Source organism: Dactylosporangium thailandense, from assembly GCF_059739745.1.
In genome coordinates this window covers 7,442,146-7,460,095 of sequence record NZ_AP029195.1, presented here as the reverse complement: position 1 = coordinate 7,460,095, position 17,950 = coordinate 7,442,146, and the positions used below count along the sequence as shown (strand labels likewise).

The window sequence follows — 17,950 nt, the reverse complement described above, 5'->3', positions numbered from 1 at the left end:
TCCGGGCTGTGAAGCCACGAGACGCGGATCGCAAGAGTCGGCTCGCCGACGCCGCTATCGACGTGCTCGGCCACGAGGGAGTGCGCGCGCTCACGCACCGGGCCGTCGATACCCGCGCCGGGCTGCCGCAAGGCACGTGCAGCTATCACTTTCCGACGCGCAACGCCCTGCTCACCGCCGCCCTCGAGCGCATCGCCGAGCTCGACCTCGCCGACTCCGAGGGGCGCGACCTCGCCGAGGTGATCGAGCGGTGGGCCACCTCGCACCGGACGCGGGCGCGGTTCATGCTCATGCTCGACCCGCAGGCGCGCAGGGAGCTGGGGGAGTCCGCGGCGCGGCTGGCGGACGGCTTCGTCGACCGGGCCGAGGCGCTCACCGGCTCCCGGCAGCGCGGGCGGCTGCTCATCGGGCTGATCGACGGGCTCCTGCTGGACGAGGTCACCCGCGGCCCCGTCACCGCCGAGGAGCGCCGCGACCGCCTCACCGCGGTCCGGCAGATCGTCGCGACCGAGCAATAAAAGCGACCGAGCGGTAAGCGGCCGAGCGGCAGCAGTGGCCGAGCGGCCGAGCGGCAGCGCTAGGGGACGCCGAGGTGCAGCCGCCCGGCGGAATCGTCGCCAGCCGCAGCACATAAGAAGCAACGCCAACAAAGGTCATGAAAACGAGCGAACCATCCAGTAACCCCGGGCGGCCCCGGTCGTTGAGCGGGATGAGCGCATCCCCAGCGTTCCCCCTCGCGAAAGCGGCCCTGCGATGATCGGCAACCCGCGCACGTTCTGGCTCGCCCTGCTCACCACGGCCGCGGCCCTCACCGCGGCCGCCGTCATCGGGCCGGTGCTCGGCCGGGTGGCGGTCGCCGCCGCGGCCGCGGTTGCCGCGCTCGTGCACGCCGGTGCGCTGATCCGCCTGGCCCTGCGCATCCACCATGGCCGCAGCGGCTTCGGCCCGTGCCGCGGGGCCGGCTTCCTGGGCATGGGCGCGCTGGTCACGGGCGCGGGCGTGGCCCTGACGGGAGTGCCGGCGCTGTCCCACGGGCCGATCGCGGCCGGTACCACGCTGATCGCCGCCCCGACGTACCTGCTCGGCCTGCTGCTGCTCCCGGGCACCGCCCCGACCCTCGGGGCCAGGCTGCGCCGCCTGCTCGACGGGGCCGGCATCGGCGTGAGCCTCTTCTACTGCGCATGGGTCCTGGCCCTGAGGAGCGAGGCGAGCGGGACCGCGCCGCTCAGGCTCGCCGTGGCCGTCACCGGGTCCGTGGCCATCGCCGTGGCCGTCGTCACCGGGCTGCGCGCCGTGCGGCATCGTCCCGCGGCGCTGGGCTGCGCCGGTGGGGCCGCGCTGTCCATCGTGGGCCTCGACGTGTACTCCCTGCTGCTCCTCGGCCACCACGGAGCCTGGCCCGCGGTCCCCGCGACCGTCACCGCCGGCCTGGTGCTCGCCGGCCTCGCGATGGTCGCCGGCCCGTTCCTGATCACCGCCGGCGCCAGCCGGGCCGGTGACGAGCCGACGCGCCCGGAGGTGTTCGACGAGGGCGGCTCGCTCGCGGCGTACCCGCTGCTCATCGGCCCCGCCCTGCTCGCCGTCGCGGTCTCGGCCTTCCACCTGCTCACCGGCGGCCGGTTCGACGTCACGTCGGTGGCCCTGGGCCTGGCCGCGTTCGGCGCGCTCGCCGTGCGGGAGCTGCTCGCCGCGCGCGACATCCGCCGGTACGCCCTGCGGCTCGCCGGCCGCGAGGCCCGCTTCCGCACGCTGGTGTCCGGCTCGACCGACGTGACGATCGTGCTCGACGCCGACCTCGTCGTGCGCTGGCAGAGTCCCGCGGCCGCGCGCCAGTTCGGCCTGTCCGACCAGGACGCCCTCGACCGCCCGCTGACCGGCCTGCTCCACCCGGACGATCACGGCCCCGTGACCGAGGCCCTGCGCGCCGTGCTGGGCGGCCGCCAGCACGTGCTCGTGCAGGCCCGGCTCCGCGACGGCTTCGGCCGCTGGCGCGACACCGAGTCGACGGTCAGCGACCAGCGCACGGCACCCGAGGTCGCCGGGCTGGTCGTGCACGTGCGAGACGTCGGCGACCGGGCCCAGCTGCAGCGCACGCTCGACGAGGTCGCGTGGACCGACGACCAGACCGGCCTCGCGAACCGCCGCCGGTTGGTCGCCGCCGCGGGCGAGGCCTGCCACGAGGGCCGGCCCCGTTCCCTGCTCGTGCTGGAGCTGGAGCGCTTCTCCAGCGTCGCCGACCTGCACGGACAGGCGGTCGCCGGGGCCGTGCTCATCGAGGCGGCCCGGCGCGTGCGCATCGCCACGGCGGGGCACGACGTGCCGGCCCGGCTGGGCGACGCCGGGTTCGCCGTGCTCACCGAGGCGCCGCTGGTGCGCGCCTTCGCCCTCGCGACCCGCCTGGCCACGGCCCTGGCCGAGCCCTTCCACCTGCCGGGGCACACGGTGCACCTGGCCGCGGACGTGGGCGTGGCCGACCTGCTGAGCGCCGGCACCGCCGAGGAGGCCCTGCGCCACGCCGACGTCGCCCGCCGCCGCGCCCGCCAGCTCGCCCGCTCCCGCGACGGCGGCCGGGTCGAGTGCTACGACAAGTCCTTCGAGGCCGCGCTGGTCCGCCGGACCGACATCGAGCAGCAGCTCCCGGGGGCCATCGACCGCGGCGAGCTCGACGTGGTCTTCCAGCCGATCGCGGACCTGGCCACCCGCCGGCCCGCCGGGGCCGAGGCCCTGCTGCGGTGGCGGCACCCGCGGCTGGGGGCCGTGCCGCCGGCCGAGTTCCTGCCGATCGCCGAGGAGCTGGGCACCGGCCTGGCCGAGGAGATCGGAGCCTGGGTGCTGCACAAGGCCTGCCGCCAGCTCTCATGCTGGCGCCGCGACGGGCGGGAGCTGTGGGTCTCGGTCAACGTCTCGGCCCGCCGGCTGGCCGCCGACGGCTGGCTGCCGGCGGTCGCGACCGCCCTCGACACCCACGACGTCCCGCCGGAGGCCCTGGTCGTCGAGGTGACGGAGGCCGCCCTGCCCGACGACACGCTGGCCGTCGAGCAGCTGGCCGGCCTGCGCGCCCTGGGCGTGCGCACGGCCCTGGACCACTTCGGCACCGGCCCGACCGCCCTGGCCCACCTCCGCCGGCTCCCGATCGACATGCTGAAGATCGACCAGTCGCTGTTCAGCGAGCCGGCGGGCCGGCGCGGGCCGGCGACCCCGATCGTCGACGTGGTCGTGGCCCTGGCCCGGCGCCTGGGCATCGACGTCATCGCGTGCGGCCTGGAGACCGAGTCGCACGTGGACGTGGTGCGCGCGGCGGGCTGCCCGCTCGGCCAGGGCTACCTGATCAGCCCGCCCGACCACGCCGAGCACGTCGAGGCGTACCTCGAACGCCACCGCGCCCCGATGCTCTGAGCGCAGGACCGATGACAAGACCATGACTCGGGTCCGCCGTGGTGCGGACCGTCGCTCCCGCCAGACACCGCTCGGCGCTGGCGCGCCGTCGCTGCCAGGTCCGCCGTTGGTCACCCAGGGCCAGATGGCGTGCTCGGCAGCGAGCTACGTCGTCGGCGGGGGCGTGCGCAGGGTCAGGATCAGGTCGAGCACCAGGGCCGTCCAGCCCGTCTGGTGCGCCGCCCCGAGGCCCGCGCCCGTGTCGCCGTGGAAGTACTCGTAGAACAGCAGCAGGTCGTGCCACGCGCCGTCGGACTGGAAGAGGTCCACGTCGCCGAAGAAGGGCCGCCGGCCCGACTCGTCGTTGAGGAACAGCTTCACGAGCCGGTGCGACAGGTCGTCCGCGACCGTCGCCAGGGTAGCCATCCGCCCGCTCTTGGCCGGGTACTCCACCTGCAGGTCGTCGCCGAAGAACTCGGCGAAGCGCCGCACCGCCTCGATCAGGATGTAGTTGACCGGCATCCAGATCGGGCCGCGCCAGTTCGAGTTGCCGCCGAAGAGCCCGCTCGTCGACTCGCCGGGCTCGTACCCCACCGTGTACTCGTGGTCGCCCAGGTGCACCGTGAAGGGCTCGTCCTTGTGGGCCCGCGACAGGGTGCGCAGGCCGTAGGGGGACAGGAACTCGTCCTCGTCCAGCATCCGCTGCAGGATGCGGATGAGCTGGTCCGGCCCGACCATCGACAGCAGGCGCAGCTGCTGCCCGCCGCGGCTCTTCTTCGCCCCGACGACGTCGCCGTACTCGGGCTTGTTGGTCAGGAACCAGCGCAGCCGGGCGGCCACGTCCGGCAGCCGGCGCAGGGTCGAGGAGCTGATGATCGTGGTCGCGGTGAGCGGGAGGAGCCCGACGACCGAGCGGACCTTGAGCGGGATCTGGTGCCCGTCGGCGGTGCGCAGTACGTCATAGAAGAACGCCTCCTCCTCGTCCCACAGCCCGAACTCGTAGGCGGCGTCGGCGATGTAGGCGAAGTGCTCGAGGAACTTCGCGGCGATGTCCTCGTAGACGCGGTCGTGCACGGCGAGCGTGAGCGACATGTCGAGGAGGTTGAGCGCGTACATCGCCATCCACGCGGTGCCGTCGCTCTGCTCCAGCCGCCCGCCCACCGGCAGCGCCGCGGACCGGTCGAACGGCCCGACGTTGTCCAGCCCGAGGAACCCGCCCTCGAAGACGTTGTTGCCCTCGGCGTCCTTGCGGTTGACCCACCAGGTGAAGTTCAGCAGCAGCTTGTGCAGCACCCGGGCGAGGAAGTCGAAGTCGCGCGAGCCGTCGAGCACGAACACGCGCAGCGCGGCCCAGGCGTGCACCGGCGGGTTCACGTCGCCGAACGCCCACTCGTACGCCGGGATCTGCCCGTTGGGGTGCATGTACCACTCGCGCAGCAGGAGCAGTAGTTGCTCCTTGGCGAAGCCGGGGTCGACGCGCGCGATGGCCACGCAGTGGAACGCGAGGTCCCAGGCGGCGTACCACGGGTACTCCCACGGGTCGGGCATGGACAGCACGTCGCAGCTGTTCATGTGCCACCAGTGGGAGTTGCGGCCGTAGCGGCGGCTGTCCGGCGGCGGCTCCGACACCGGGTCGCCCTGCAGCCAGCGGGCCACGTCGAAGTGGAAGAACTGCTTGCCCCACATCAGCCCGGCGACGGCCTGCCGGACGATCATCTTCTCCTCGGCGGTGGCGGCCGCGGGGACGAGCGTGCCGAAGTACTCGTCGGCCTCGGCCCGCCGCCGCGCCATCGTGGAGTCGAAGTCGGCCTTGAGGTCGGCCGGGGCGAGGTCCTTGGCACCGGGCGCGTTGAGGTTGAGCCGCAGCCGGATCTCGTGCGTGCCGCCGGAGGGCACCGAGACGAGGTAGTGCAGGGCGCCCTTGGTGCCCACGGCGGCCGGGTTGACGCTGTCGGTGCCGTGGATGATGTGGTCGCCGATGCCGTCCTTGGGGTACTCCTCGCCCTGCTTGCCCCAGATCCGCGGCCCGTTGGTCTCGTTGTTGCAGAACAGCGGGCGGGGCGCGCCGTCGCCGGTCAGCGCCAGGCGGCCGAGCAGGCGGTGCTCGGCGAGCAGGCCGTTGTCCTTGGCGCGGATCTCCGGCCGGTAGTCGCGGCCGGGCAGCCCCCAGGCCCAGGTGTTGCGGAACCACAGGGTGGGCAGCACGTGCAGGCTCGCGGGTTCGGGCCCCATGTTGCGGATCCGGATCTTGATGCACATGTCCGTCGGGCCGGCCTTGGCGTAGTCGACCTCGACCGCCCAGTACCGGTCCTCGTCGAAGACGCCGGTGTCGACGAGCTCGTACTCCGGCTCGCCGCGCCCGCGCCGGCAGTTCTCGGCGACGAGGTCGTCGTACGGGAACGCCTCCTGCGGGTAGTGGTAGCGCCACTGCATCCACGAGTGCGTCGGGGTGGAGTCGGTGTACCACCAGTACTCCTTGACGTCCTCGCCGTGGTTGCCGAGGTCGCCGCCGAGACCGAACATCCGCTCCTTGAGGATGGCGTCCTTGCCGTTCCACAGCGCGAGCGCGAAGCAGAACGTCTGCCGGTCGTCGCAGATGCCGGCCATGCCGTCCTCGTTCCAGCGGTACGTGCGGGAACGGGCCTGGTCGTGCGGGAAGTAGTCCCAGGCGTTGCCGTAGGCGCTGTAGTCCTCGCGGACCGTGCCCCAGGCTCGCTCGGACAGGTAGGGCCCCCAGCCCCGCCATGGGCGCTCCCCGCTGTCGGCTTCGGCCAGCCTCCGGCGCTCGGCGTTCCCATCGTCCTCGATCACGCGGCTATTCTCCGTTGTTCATGTTTCGGTCAAGTTGAGACCCGACCATTCGACCCATAGGTGGCATTTGTTCCTACACCAAAAAGCTGGGAACCGCACCCTCCTGGATCTTGGACGCCGCAGCGCCGTCTGTCCGGGCTCGATCGACCCGGGCCCGATGGATCAGTAATTCTGCTGGGGTCGAGTCGCCTCCTGCCACCCGCAGCCACCAAGATTGTGCGCATGGTGGTGTACGGCACGCAGGTATGCGGTGATCTGGCGCACGGGGCGGCGCTCGAGTGGCTCGTCCCGGACGGGACCGGCGGCTACGCGATGGGCACGGTCTCGGGGCTGCGCACGCGGCGGTACCACGGCCTGCTGGTGGTGGCCGAACCCGGGCAGCCCGCCCGCCGCCACCTGGCCCTGGCCGCCCTGGACCCGGTGCTGACCCTGCCCTCGGGCGCCGAGGTCGAGCTGGCCGTGCACGAGTGGACCGGCGGCGCGATCAGCCCCGCCGGGCACACCCTGCTCGAGCGCTTCGAGCTCGTCGACGGCCTGCCCCGCTGGCGCTGGCGGATCGGCCCGGTCGTGATCGAGCGCGAGCTGGCGATGGTCCACGGCCGCGCCCACCTCGGCGTCGTGCACCGGCTGGTCAGCGCCCCCGGCCCGGTCACCCTGGCGCTCAAGGCCCTGGTCACCTGGCGCGACGCGCACGGCGAGCGGTCCGCCGCGGGGCCGGTGCCGCTCGTCGAGGCGCACGACGGCGGGGCCGTGGTCGAGCACTCCTTCCGCCTGAGCGGGCCCGGCTTCCAGCGGGTCTCGCAGTGGTACCGCGGCGCCCACGCCCGCCTCGAGGCCGACCGGGGCCTGAGCGCGCACGAGGACCTGTGGTGCGCCGGCCGGTTCACCGCTCACCTGGAGCCCGGCGACACCCTCGAGGTCGAGGCCTGGGCCGGCGACGGGGACGCGCACCGCGGGGCGGGGCGGATCGTGGAGCGGGCCCGGCTGCGCAACCGCGCGCTGACCCACGACGCGGCGGACCCGGCCGACGCCGCGCTCGTGCTCGCGGCGGACGCCTTCGTGGTCGCGGGGGCCGCGGGCGCGCCCGACGTCGTGGCCGGGTACCCGTGGTTCGGCACCTGGTCGCGCGACACCATGACCGCGTACGAGGGGCTCTTCCTCAGCACCGGCTGGTACGACGAGGGCCGCGAGCTGCTGCGGGCCTACGCGGCGACCCTCGACGACGGCATGCTCGCGAACACGGCCGACACCGGGCGGACCGAGCACAACACCGTCGACGCCACGCTGTGGTTCCTCCACGCGATCGAGCGGCACGTCAGCGGTACCGGCGACGACGACCTCGCCGCCGAGCTGCTGCCCGCGCTCGAGGAGGTCGTCGCGGCCCACGTGCGCGGCACCCGCTACGGCATCCGGGTCGACGGTGACGGGCTCGTCACCCAGGGTGCCCCCGGCGTCGCGCTCACCTGGATGGACGCCCGGGTCGGGGAGATTCCGATCACACCCCGGGCCGGCAAGCCGGTCGAGGTGAACGCGCTGTGGATCAACGGGCTCGCCGCGATCGCCGCCCTCGCCGAGCGCACCGGCCGCCCCGCCGGCCCGGTGCCGGCCCTGCTCGCCACCGCCCGGGCGAGCTTCGAGCGCCGCTTCCCGATCCCGTCACCGTTGCACTCCGCGACCGGCCGGCCGGATGTGACGCCCCTCTTCGACGTGGTCGACGGGCCCGGCGGGGACGACCCAGCGCTGCGCCCCAACCAGCTGCTCGCGTGGAGCCTGCCCCGCGGCCCGATGCGCGGCCGGGAGGTCCCCGAGGCCGTGTCCGCCCTGATCACGCCCCTGGGCCCGCGCAGCCTGGCGGCCGGGGAGCGGGGATACATCGGGGTCCACGCGGGCGACCCGGCCCGGCGCGACGCCGCCTACCACCAGGGCACCGTGTGGCCCTGGATGCTCGGCCCCTATGTGGACGCCCACGCGGCCGGGGCGACGAGCCGTCACGGTGAGCTCCTGCGGGGAATCGAGGCGCATCTGTGGGAGTGGGGCGTGGGCTCGGTCAGCGAGACCGCCGACGGGGACGCCCCGCACCGGGCCACGGGGTGCCCGTTCCAGGCCTGGTCGGTCGCGGAGGTGCTGCGCGTTCGGAGGAATGTCGGCTGAGCGTTACACCCTAGAAATGAGATTTGCCGCCTTGGTAACCCTCACGGGGCAGGATGAGTCTCAAACCCACCCAACGGCTCACACGCGGGGGAGAAATCGCGTGTGTGGCAGCGCCGTGCGTGGGTATTTGGGCGAGCGTTTTGATCAACGATCTGTGGGGGCGGCCACGTGAGCGAGACCATCGGGACCGGAAGACGACGACCGTTGCGCATTCTGATGTTGTCGTGGGAGTACCCGCCGGTGGTCGTCGGCGGCCTCGGGCGGCACGTCCACGCGCTGGCCACCTCGCTCGTGGCGGCCGGCAACGAGGTGACCGTCGTGACGCGGCACGCGCCCGGCGCGCCGCTGGAGGAGTACTCGGAGGGCGTGCGGATCGTGCGGGCGGCCGAGGACCCGCCGCTGTTCCCGCTGGCCACGTCGACCCTGCTGGCCTGGACGATGGCGTTCAACCACACCCTGACCCGGGCCGCGCTGCGGGCCGCGGCGACGGGGGAGTACGACGTCATCCACGCCCACGACTGGCTCGTCACGCACACCGCTGTCACCCTCAAGGAGAGCCTCGACCTGCCGCTGGTGGCGACCATCCACGCCACCGAGGCCGGCCGGCACCAGGGCTGGCTGCCCGACGAGATGAACAAGTGCATCCACTCCGTCGAGTGGTGGCTGGGGCACGAGGCCTGCCGCGTCATCGTCTGCTCCGAATACATGCGCTGGGAGGTCACCCGCCTGCTCGACCTCGCGCCGGCGCGGGTGTCGGTGGTCGCCAACGGGGTCGACGCCAGCGTGTGGCGGGCCCCGGCGCGGGCGGTCAACGCGGCCCGGGCACGGTTCGCGGGCGAGGGGCCCCTGCTGGGGTACGCCGGCCGCCTGGTCTATGAGAAGGGCGTCCAGGACCTCATCGCGGCCCTGCCCGAGCTGCGGGCCCGGCACAACGGGCTGCGCGTGGTCATCGCCGGCGACGGCCCGCACAAGGGCGAGCTGCTTGAGGAGGTCCGCCGGCACCGCCTGCAGCGGGCCGTCTCCTTCGCCGGCTTCATGGGCGAGGGGGAGCTGCCCGCGCTCATGGCCGCCACCGACGCGCTCGTCGTGCCGAGCATCTACGAGCCGTTCGGCATGGTCGCGCTGGAGGGCGCCTCCGCCGGCGCGCCGCTGGCCGTGGCCGCGACCGGCGGCCTGGCCGAGATCGTCGAGCCCGGCGTCACCGGCGTCACGTTCCCGGCCAAGAACCCCGACGGGCTCGCCGCCTCGGTCGCCACCCTGCTGGAGGACGAGCCGTTCGCCCGCCGGGTCGCCAAGCAGGCCCGCTCCATGGTCAGCGAGCGCTACGGCTGGTCCACGATCGCGGCCGACACGGCGAGCGTCTACGGCACCGCGATCTCCGAGGCGCCCGGGTTCGCCGCGCGCCAGGCGGCCGCGTTCCTCGAGCACGGGCGGCCGCAGATCGTCGTACCGGACGGTAACCTGCTGACGCTGTAAACCCCGTCCCAAATACATCGGATTTCTGACCGATCCCGGCATGTGGATTTGCCGGGGTCGGTCATATTTTGGGTCTCGCCAGGGCGTTCCATCCCCGGTACGGTTTGCCAGGAAAAGCGACCGGAATCGATCAGGACGGCATTGGGTGAGCGGTAGCGCCGACGAGGTCCTCGGCAACAGATACCGGCTGATCGCACCCGTCGGCACCGGCGGCATGGCGGTCGTGTGGCGGGCCCGCGATCTCGTGCTCGACCGGGACGTCGCCGTCAAGCTGCTCGCCGGGTCGCTGGCCGGCAAGCCGGGCAACCGCGAGCGGATCCGCTCCGAGGCCCAGGTCGTCGCCCGCCTGCAGCACCCCAACATCACCGCCGTGCACGACTACGGCGAGGCCGGGGACGTCTCCGCCGGCCGCAACGGCCGCCGCCCCTACGTCGTCATGGAGCTGCTTGAGGGCGAGCTGCTCACCGAGCGGCTGCGCGCCGGGCCGATGTCCTGGCGCCGGGCCACCCAGATCTGCGCCCAGGTCGCCGCCGGGCTCGCCGCCGCGCACGAGAAGGGCATCGTCCACCGGGACATCAAGCCCAGCAACATCATGCTCACCGCGGCCGGGGCGAAGATCCTCGACTTCGGCGTCGCGGGCCTGGCCGGCTCCTACGACCCGGACGACGAGCGCGACGGCACCGTCTTCGGCACGCCCGCCTACCTGGCCCCCGAGCGGCTGCTCGGCGGCGGGGTCGTGGCCGCCACCGACGTCTACACCGTCGGGCTGCTCGCCTACCGCTGCCTCACCGACCGGCTGCCCTGGCACGCGGACACCCCGACGCAGATGATCGCCAACCACGTGTACGAGCCGCCGCACCCGCTGCCGGAGATCCCCGGCATGCCGGCCGAGGTGGCCCGGCTGATCACCCGGTGCCTGGCCAAGGACCCCGAGGCCCGCCCGCCCGCGGCCGAGGTCTCCCGCGTGCTCGCCGCCGCCACCGGCATCCACGTGGTCCTGCCCGGCGAGGACGGCTCCTCCACGCAGGAGGTGCACGCGCCGCCGCCGAGCGAGGACACCCCGCAGAGCCGGCGCGCGGAGTTACCGGTCGTGCGGCGCCCCGGCGGCGGCAGCCACCATCGGGTCGTCACCAGCCGCGGCGCCCGGCGCGCCTGGGTCGCGGTCCTGGCGACCGTGCTCGCGGCCGGGGCCACGACCGGAATGATCATCTGGAAGCCCTGGGCGCCCAAGCCGGGCTGCAACGTCGACTTCTACATCCATCCGCTGTCCATGCCCGGTACCGAGCGCGGCTTCGAGGCGCGCGTTACCGTTGCCAACATCGGCAACCGCACGCTCGACCCGTGGGAGCTGGTCTTCCTCTTCCGGGGCGGCCAGCAGGTCGACCGTGTCGACGGCTCCGGCGCCTACACGCCCGGCGTCGGCGGCCTGCGGATCACCGGCCAGGCCGCGCTGCTGCCCGGCAAGGCGGTCACCGTCGGCGTCTACGGTCACGGCGGCAAGCCGGGCCCGCCCAGCGACTTCGTGCTCAACGACACCGCCTGCGACCTGCGCGTCGAGATGCGCGCCCCGGACGAGCAGCTGCCCCCGATCGCCGAGAACGTCCAGGCGCCGCCAGACGCGTCCCGCCCGCCCCCCGGCCGCCCCCAGGGCCCCCCGCCCGGCGGCGGACCGCCCGGCTTCGACCCCAACGACCCCGACGGCAACCCGGACCCGAGCCGGCGGCCGGCCCAGCCCGGGCAGTCCGCCCCGCCCGCGTATTTCCAGAGCGCCGCCCCGCCCGCCCAGCGCACCCGCCGCAAGCGGCATGCGTGAGGTCACGGCGCCCGTCGGCTTCGTCTTCGGCGGTGGCGGGGTGCTCGGCGCCTACGAGGTCGGCATGGTCCGCGCGGTCCTGCACCACGGCATCCGGCCGGACCTGATCGTCGGCACCTCGATCGGGGCGTTCAACGGCGCCGCCGTGGCCGCGTCCCCGGACGAGCACGTGGCCGAGCGGCTCACCGAGCTGTGGTCCTCGCCGCAGGCGCGCACGGTGTACGGCGACTCCCTGCCCCGCCAGCTGAGCCGCTTCGCCAGGCGCACCCACCTGCACTCGCCGGCCCCGCTGCGGCGCATGCTCGAGCGCGAGCTGGGCGAGGGCACCACGTTCGCCGACCTCGAGGTGCCGTTCCAGTGCTGCGCGGCGAGCATCGAGCGGGCCGCCGAGCACTGGTTCTCGTCCGGCCCGCTGATCGACGCCGTGCTCGCGTCCTCGGCGGTGCCGGGGCTGCTGCCGCCGGTACACCTGGGGCAGGAGCATTTCATCGACGGCGGCATCGTCAACTCCGTGCCCGTCGGGCGCGCGGTCGCGCTGGGCGCCCGGACCGTCTTCGTGATGCAGGTCGGGCGGGTCGAGCGGCCCCTGCGCCCGCCCCGCCGCGCGTGGGAGGTGGCCCAGGTCGCCTTCGAGGTCGCCCGCCGCCACCGCTTCGCCCGCGAGCTGCAGGAGGCGCCCGGGGACGTGTCCGTGCACGTCCTGCCCACCGGCGGCGGTTCCCCGAGGGACGACTCGCCGCTGTCGTACCGCAAGGTCGAGCTCGCCCGCGGCCGCATCCAGCGCGCGTACGAGGCGAGCCTCGCCTACCTCGAGGCGCTGGGCTAGATGCCGCCCCGCTGGATCCGCCGGCTCGTGCTGACCCCGCTCGCCCTGGTCCTCATCACCGCGCTGCTGGCCGTCATGCCGATCTGGCTGCTGCTCGCCGGCGCGCTGGGCCCGCTCGGCTCCGGCCGCCTCCGCGCGCTGCGGGTCGGCTGGATGGTCGCCGTCTACCTCTTCCTGGAGGTCGTCGCCCTCGTCGTGCTCTTCGCCCTGTGGGTCGCCAGCGGCTTCGGCTGGCGGCTGCGCGGCCCCCGCTTCCAGCGCATCCACTACGTCCTGACCGGCAAGTTCCTCAAGATCCTCTACCACCAGGCCCGCTTCGCCCTCGGCGTCAAGGTCTCCGTGGTCGGCACCGACCCCGACGTGGCCGCGCCCGGCCAGCCCGAGCTCGTCTTCTGCCGCCACGCCGGCCCCGGCGACTCGTTCCTGCTGGTCCACTCCCTGATCAGCTGGTTCGACCGCGAGCCGCGCATCGTGCTCAAGCAGACGCTGCAGTGGGACCCGGTCATCGACGTGATGCTCAACCGCCTGCCGAACCACTTCGTGACCTTCGCCGAGGACAGCGAGGAGCACATCGCGGCCCTGGCGACCGGCCTCGACGAGAACGACGTGCTCGTGCTCTTCCCCGAGGGCGGCAACTTCACCCCGAACCGGCGCGAGCGGGCCATCCAGCGGCTGCGGGACCTGGGGCTGACGGCGATGGCGCAGCGCGCGGAGCGGATGCGCCACGTGCTGGCGCCGCGGCCGGGCGGCACCCTGGCCGCGCTGGACGCCGCGCCCGAGGCCGGGGTGATCTGGGTCGCGCACACCGGCCTGGACAAGCTGCTCACGGTCGCCGACGTCTGGCGCCACCTCCCCTTGGACCTGACGATCACGATGCGCTGGTGGTCGGTCGAGCCCGAGGAGATCCCCGCCGGTCGCGACGAGCGGGTCGAGTGGCTCTACGAGTGGTGGGCCCGGATCGACGACTGGATCGGTCACCACAACCCGTGAAATATCGGGTATGCCGGGATTCCCCGCGCGGGCGGTGATCCGCCGCGGCGTGCCGTGGGGGAGAATGGTCCGATGCGATTCGGTGTGCTGGGCACGGGACATTGGGCGACGGTCACGCAGGCGGCCGCGCTGGCGACTCACCCGTCGGCGACGCTCGCGGGCGTCTGGGGCCGCAGCGCCGACAAGGCGGCGGACCTGGGCTCGCGCTACGGCGTCCCGGCCTACACCGACGTCGACGCCCTGTTCAAGGAGGTCGACGCGGTCGCGATCGCCCTGCCCCCGCACGTCCAGGCCCCGCTGGCCGTGAAGGCGGCCCAGGCCGGCAAGCACCTGCTGCTCGACAAGCCCCTGGCCCTCGACCCGGCCGCGGCCGACGAGGTGGTGGCGGCGGCCGGCGCGGCCGGCGTGGCCTCCGTCGTCTTCTTCACCAACCGCTTCGTCCCGTCGATCGCCGGCTTCCTGGCCGCCAACGAGGAGCTCGGCGGCTGGTATGCGGCCCACGGCACGATGTACACGTCGATCTTCCAGCCCGGCAACCCCTACGCCGGCTCGGTCTGGCGCAAGGAGCGCGGCGGCCTGTGGGACCTCGGCCCGCACGCGCTTTCGGTGATCCTGCCGCTGCTCGGCCCCGTCGTCGACCTCTCCGCCGCCGAGGGCCCCCGCGACACCGCCCACCTGCTGCTGCGCCATGAGGGCGGCGCCGCGAGCACCCTTTCGCTGACGCTGGACGCCGCGCCCGACGCGACGAGCTTCGGCTTCTCCTACTTCGGCGAGCACGGCGCCACCACCCTCCCCGAGTGGGACGCGACCCAGGTCGAGGCCTTCGGCAACGCCGTGAACGCCCTCATGGACGCGGCCGCCGGCCGGCCCCACCCGTGCGACGCGGCCTTCGGCGCCCAGGTGACCCGCATCCTGTCCGCCGCCGAGCGGGCCCGCAGCACCTCGACCATCGTCGCCGTCTGAGCGCCCCGCGCGCGGTGGGCCGGGTCAGCGCATCCGGCCCACCGCGTCGCGGAGGCGGGTCAGGTCGCGGATCCGCCGCTCGTACGTCACCGCGAACCCCACCAGCAGCGCCCCCGCCACCGCCAGCGGAGCCCACCGCGGCAGGTAGTCCCAGAACAGCAGCACCTCGTGCCAGGCCAGCACGGCCAGCACCGCCCCGCCGGCCGCGATCGGCGCCTTGAGCCGCAGCCGGGCCCCGGTCAGCACCACGGCCACGGCCACGAACCCGAGCACCAGCCGCCGCCCCGGCGCCCCCGGCGTGGTCATCACGAGCGCCAGGCTGGGCAGCAGCCCGGCCAGCAGCGCCGGACCGAACGCCGTCCAGCTGGTCAGCCCCGGGTTGCGCCGCGCCGCGAACCACCCGGCGACGAGCGCGGCCAGCGCGACCGGCGCCGTGTACGCCTCGGCGACCGACACCTCCCGCGCGACCAGCACCAGCTCGTAGGCGACCAGCTCGGCGGCGACGGCCCCCGCGGCGTACGCGATCCGGGCCGGACCGCCGAGCGCCCGCAGCCCGAGCGCCACCCCCCACAGCCCCGCGACCCCACCGGCCGCGGCGATGTCCGCGGTCGAGAGCAGGAACGCGACCACGGCCGCGGCGTGCGCGACGCCGTCGAGCAGCCGCCCCTCGGCCCCGCGCCCGCGCAGCAGGAAGCCCCCGCCGAGCGCGAGCCCCGCGGCCGCCAGCACCAGGTACGCGGTGGTGGTCAACGGCAGCCCCGCGGCCCGCCCGGCCGCGAACGCCAGCCACGCGCCGGCGGTCCCGGCGACGGCCCAGGCCGTGCCCCGCGCGACGGCGCTTCGCCCCGCGACACCCGCCACGACCGCGGCCGCCACGAGGAGCCCGAGCCCGGCGAGGGTGGACCAGGCCGCGGCCAGCAGCCCCGACAGCCCGGGCACGATCCCGAACCAGCAGGCGATCGCCGCGACGACCGTGCCGCGCGAGGGCCGGCGCAGCGCCGCCCCGAGCGCGGTGGCCAGCCCGGTGGCGAGGGTGGCCGCGGGCACGACCGGCCACGGCGCCCCGGCCGCGACGCAGCCGAGCACGATCGCCAGCAGCGCCGGGGGAGCCGCGACACCCCAGCGGGCCATCCCGAACCGCCCGGCGACGAGCACCGCCAGCCCGGCGAGCACGGCCAGCGTGACGGCCGACGCCGCGGCCCCGAAGGCGGGCGGCTGGTCCCGCCACCATTCGGTACCGTCCGGTCCCAGCCCTACCCCGCCCGGCGCGCCCCGCCAGATCGCCCCGATCCAGCCGAGCGGCCGCAGCAGCGCCTCGAGCACGGCCGGCACCAGCGAGACCGTCGCGAGCAGCGCCGGCACGACCGCGGCCACGGCGTGACGCCCCCGCACCGACGCCGGGCGGAAGGCGCGCGCGGCCAGCCAGGTGCCGGCGAGGGCGGCCGCGCCGAAGGTGCCGAACCAGGTCGCGCCGTGGTTCGCCGCCGCCGCGACCGCCGCCGCGATCGTGACCCCGGCCCCGGCCATGGCGGTCGCGACCGTGCCCGCGTTCAAGACCCAGCCCCAAGCCCGGTCACGCAGCGCGAGCGCGGCGGCCAGCACCAGCGCGAGCCCGGCCGTGGCGCCGGCCAGCGCCGGGGGGACGGCGACGGTGCCCAGCGACGCCAGCCGGAACCCGGCGGCCCCCGCGACGGGCAGGGCCAGCAGCCCCAGGACGGCGGCCGGGAACCCGGTCGCGCGCCCGGCCGAGCGGACGGCGACCGCGGCGGCCACCGCGCCGAGCAGGGCATAGGCGGCAAGGGTCACGGCGGGCGAGACGAGCCCGACGACCGCGAGGTGCGCCCCCACGACGGGCAGGCCCAGCAGCGCGAGCACCTCGGAGGTCCACACCTTCGCGCCCTCGGCCGGCTTGGCGACGGCGACTCCGGCAGTGGCAAAAGCAGTAGCCATCATCACCAGCGCGATCCCGTCCGCCAGGGCCGCGAGCGCCGGGTCCGGGCCGGCGAACGCCGACGGCGCCGCGAAGGTCACGAGGAGCAGCGCCGTCCACGGTACGACCGGATGCCGCACCAGCAGCCAGACCGCCCCGGCGAGCAGGACGAGCGCGGCCGGCTCCTGCCAGTCGAAGAGCCGGCCCGCCGCCGTGGCGGCCGGGTGCCACGCGGGCAGCGCGTGCACGGCGCCGCGGGCGGCGGCGAGGAGCGCGAACGCCGCGTACGGCACCGCGAACCCGCCGGCCACCACGAGCGCCCCGGCCCGGACCCCGGCCCGGACCCGCGCCGGCGCGACGAGCGCGAGGGCCGCGACGGCCAGCCCGAGCACGGCGAACGCCACGTACCGCTGCCCCGGGACCACCTCGGCCACCAGCCGGGCCAGGCCCACCGCCACGATCCCGACGGCGATCCCGGCGGCCGGCTGCGTCGCTCGCGGGTGCGGCGCCCCGGCCGCGACCACCAGGGCGGCCAGCGCCGCCAGGACGCCCGCGATCCGCAGCGCCGCGGGCACCCCGTCGACCGTGGCCAGCGTGTGCAGCGCCGGCGGCAGCGCCGACAGCACCGCCAGGCCCGACGCGACCCAGGCCGCCTGGCCGGTCGGCCGGGCGAGCCGGTTGGCCAGCGCGACGTCCGCCGCCGCGAGGATCACGAACACCAGCGTCCAGCCGGTCGCCCCGAGGCCGCGGTGCAGGGCGAGCAGCGGCAGCACGGGCTGGACGGCGAGCACCGCGGCCAGGGCCGGGGCGCGCAGCCTCGTCAGGGCCGCGTACCCGCCGCCCACCGCCCCCGCGAGGGCGAAGACGATGCCCGCGTACGTGGTGGGCAGGGTGGCGCCCGCCAGGCCGGCGAGGTCGACGTACCAGGCGGCGTACCCGTCCAGCACCACCAGCAGCAACCCGAGCGCGGCGAAGGTCTCGGCGGTCGCGCGCAGGCCGCGGCGCTGAGTCAGCGGCGGCACGGCGAGCGTGACCAGCGTGACGGCCGCGAGGATGGCCGCGCGGCCGAGCACCCCGAAGCTCGCCCAGGCGACGGCCGTGAAGACGATGGCGGCCGCGCCGAGGAGCAGGCCGCCGAGCACGAACAGCAGGTTCTGCACGGTTCGCGGCGCCGCCTCGGGCCGCCGCTCGAACCCACCGGCGGGTGCCGCGGGAACAGTCGCCGGGGGAGCAGTCGTCGGGGGAGCAGCGGCCGGGGGCGTGGTGGCCGGAGCAGCGGCGGCCGGGGAAGCCGGCGCCACCGGGCGGGGCGTGGTGGCCACGGATGCCTTCACCCGCGCGGCGAGCAGGTTGCGCTGCGACACCGCCGCGTTGTAGGCCAGCACGGCCGATCCGAAGCGCGCCCGGGCCGCCTCCACCTCCGAGTACAGCTCGCGCGTGCGCGCGTTGAGCCGTACGACCTCCGCCGCATCGGGAAAGGGCGGCCTTCCGCAGCCGCCGCACCCGGACTCCAGCCCGGCCGGCGCGCCGCAGAACGGGCACGGGTAGCTCACCATGCCCCTCAGGGTGCCGCAGCGGGGACCGGGGCCGTATCGGCTCGGCTACTCAACCGGGC

General features: G+C 74.9%; 10 protein-coding genes. 8 read left to right on the top strand and 2 right to left on the bottom strand.

The features are described from left to right. The first annotated feature begins 8 nt into the window (after nt 1-8). Both AC6JBM_RS33100 and AC6JBM_RS33095 read left to right on the top strand, forming a co-directional pair. On the top strand, nt 9-518 hold the full coding sequence (locus AC6JBM_RS33100; protein WP_497977934.1) for a TetR/AcrR family transcriptional regulator: 510 nt from the start codon (nt 9-11) through the stop codon (nt 516-518). Between the two features lie 235 nt (nt 519-753). Beyond that, nucleotides 754-3,396 carry a putative bifunctional diguanylate cyclase/phosphodiesterase gene (locus AC6JBM_RS33095; protein ID WP_497977933.1) on the top strand — a complete coding sequence of 881 codons (2,643 nt, stop codon included), beginning with the start codon at nt 754-756 and terminating at the stop codon, nt 3,394-3,396. Nucleotides 3,397-3,540: 144 nt separating this feature from the next. Here the strand turns inward: AC6JBM_RS33095 and AC6JBM_RS33090 are convergent, their stop codons facing one another. Next, entirely contained in the window at nt 3,541-6,186 is a 2,646-nt protein-coding gene (locus AC6JBM_RS33090; RefSeq protein ID WP_497977932.1) for an MGH1-like glycoside hydrolase domain-containing protein, read from the bottom strand. 222 nt (nt 6,187-6,408) lie between these two features. Here AC6JBM_RS33090 and AC6JBM_RS33085 point away from each other — a divergent pair, with 222 nt between their 5' ends. The 6 genes from AC6JBM_RS33085 to AC6JBM_RS33060 all read left to right on the top strand — a co-directional run bounded on the left by AC6JBM_RS33085 (nt 6,409) and on the right by AC6JBM_RS33060 (nt 14,405). Then, nucleotides 6,409-8,337, top strand: coding sequence for an amylo-alpha-1,6-glucosidase (locus AC6JBM_RS33085; RefSeq protein WP_497977931.1), 1,929 nt, complete (start codon nt 6,409-6,411; stop codon nt 8,335-8,337). A 216-nt stretch (nt 8,338-8,553) separates the two neighbouring features. Then, on the top strand, nt 8,554-9,813 hold the full coding sequence (locus AC6JBM_RS33080) for a glycosyltransferase family 4 protein (protein ID WP_350626148.1): 1,260 nt from the start codon (nt 8,554-8,556) through the stop codon (nt 9,811-9,813). A 145-nt stretch (nt 9,814-9,958) separates the two neighbouring features. Continuing rightward, complete coding sequence (locus AC6JBM_RS33075) at nt 9,959-11,626, top strand: protein kinase domain-containing protein (RefSeq protein ID WP_497977930.1); 1,668 nt, start codon at nt 9,959-9,961, stop codon at nt 11,624-11,626. Further along, nucleotides 11,619-12,452 carry a patatin-like phospholipase family protein gene (locus tag AC6JBM_RS33070; RefSeq protein ID WP_497977929.1) on the top strand — a complete coding sequence of 278 codons (834 nt, stop codon included), beginning with the start codon at nt 11,619-11,621 and terminating at the stop codon, nt 12,450-12,452. The genes AC6JBM_RS33075 and AC6JBM_RS33070 overlap by 8 nt, the downstream gene beginning before the upstream one ends. Next, entirely contained in the window at nt 12,453-13,442 is a 990-nt protein-coding gene (locus tag AC6JBM_RS33065; RefSeq protein ID WP_497977928.1) for a 1-acyl-sn-glycerol-3-phosphate acyltransferase, read from the top strand. A 72-nt stretch (nt 13,443-13,514) separates the two neighbouring features. Further along, nucleotides 13,515-14,405, top strand: a complete 891-nt coding sequence (locus tag AC6JBM_RS33060) for a Gfo/Idh/MocA family protein (protein ID WP_497977927.1) — start codon at nt 13,515-13,517, stop codon at nt 14,403-14,405. Between the two features lie 24 nt (nt 14,406-14,429). On the opposite strand, the gene AC6JBM_RS33055 is transcribed toward AC6JBM_RS33060, so the two are convergent. Further along, entirely contained in the window at nt 14,430-17,891 is a 3,462-nt protein-coding gene (locus AC6JBM_RS33055) for an SCO7613 C-terminal domain-containing membrane protein (RefSeq protein ID WP_497977926.1), read from the bottom strand. Nucleotides 17,892-17,950: the final 59 nt, after the last annotated feature.

Excerpts from the sequence above, each read along its gene's own strand:
- AC6JBM_RS33055 (WP_497977926.1), bottom strand. The coding sequence starts at position 17,891 with ATGGTGAGCTACCCGTGCCCGTTCTGCGGCGCGCCGGCCGGGCTGGAG.
- AC6JBM_RS33095 (WP_497977933.1), top strand. The coding sequence starts at position 754 with ATGATCGGCAACCCGCGCACGTTCTGGCTCGCCCTGCTCACCACGGCC.
- AC6JBM_RS33070 (WP_497977929.1), top strand. The coding sequence starts at position 11,619 with ATGCGTGAGGTCACGGCGCCCGTCGGCTTCGTCTTCGGCGGTGGCGGG.
- AC6JBM_RS33060 (WP_497977927.1), top strand. The coding sequence starts at position 13,515 with ATGCGATTCGGTGTGCTGGGCACGGGACATTGGGCGACGGTCACGCAG.
- AC6JBM_RS33085 (WP_497977931.1), top strand. The coding sequence starts at position 6,409 with ATGGTGGTGTACGGCACGCAGGTATGCGGTGATCTGGCGCACGGGGCG.
- AC6JBM_RS33080 (WP_350626148.1), top strand. The coding sequence starts at position 8,554 with ATGTTGTCGTGGGAGTACCCGCCGGTGGTCGTCGGCGGCCTCGGGCGG.
- AC6JBM_RS33065 (WP_497977928.1), top strand. The coding sequence starts at position 12,453 with ATGCCGCCCCGCTGGATCCGCCGGCTCGTGCTGACCCCGCTCGCCCTG.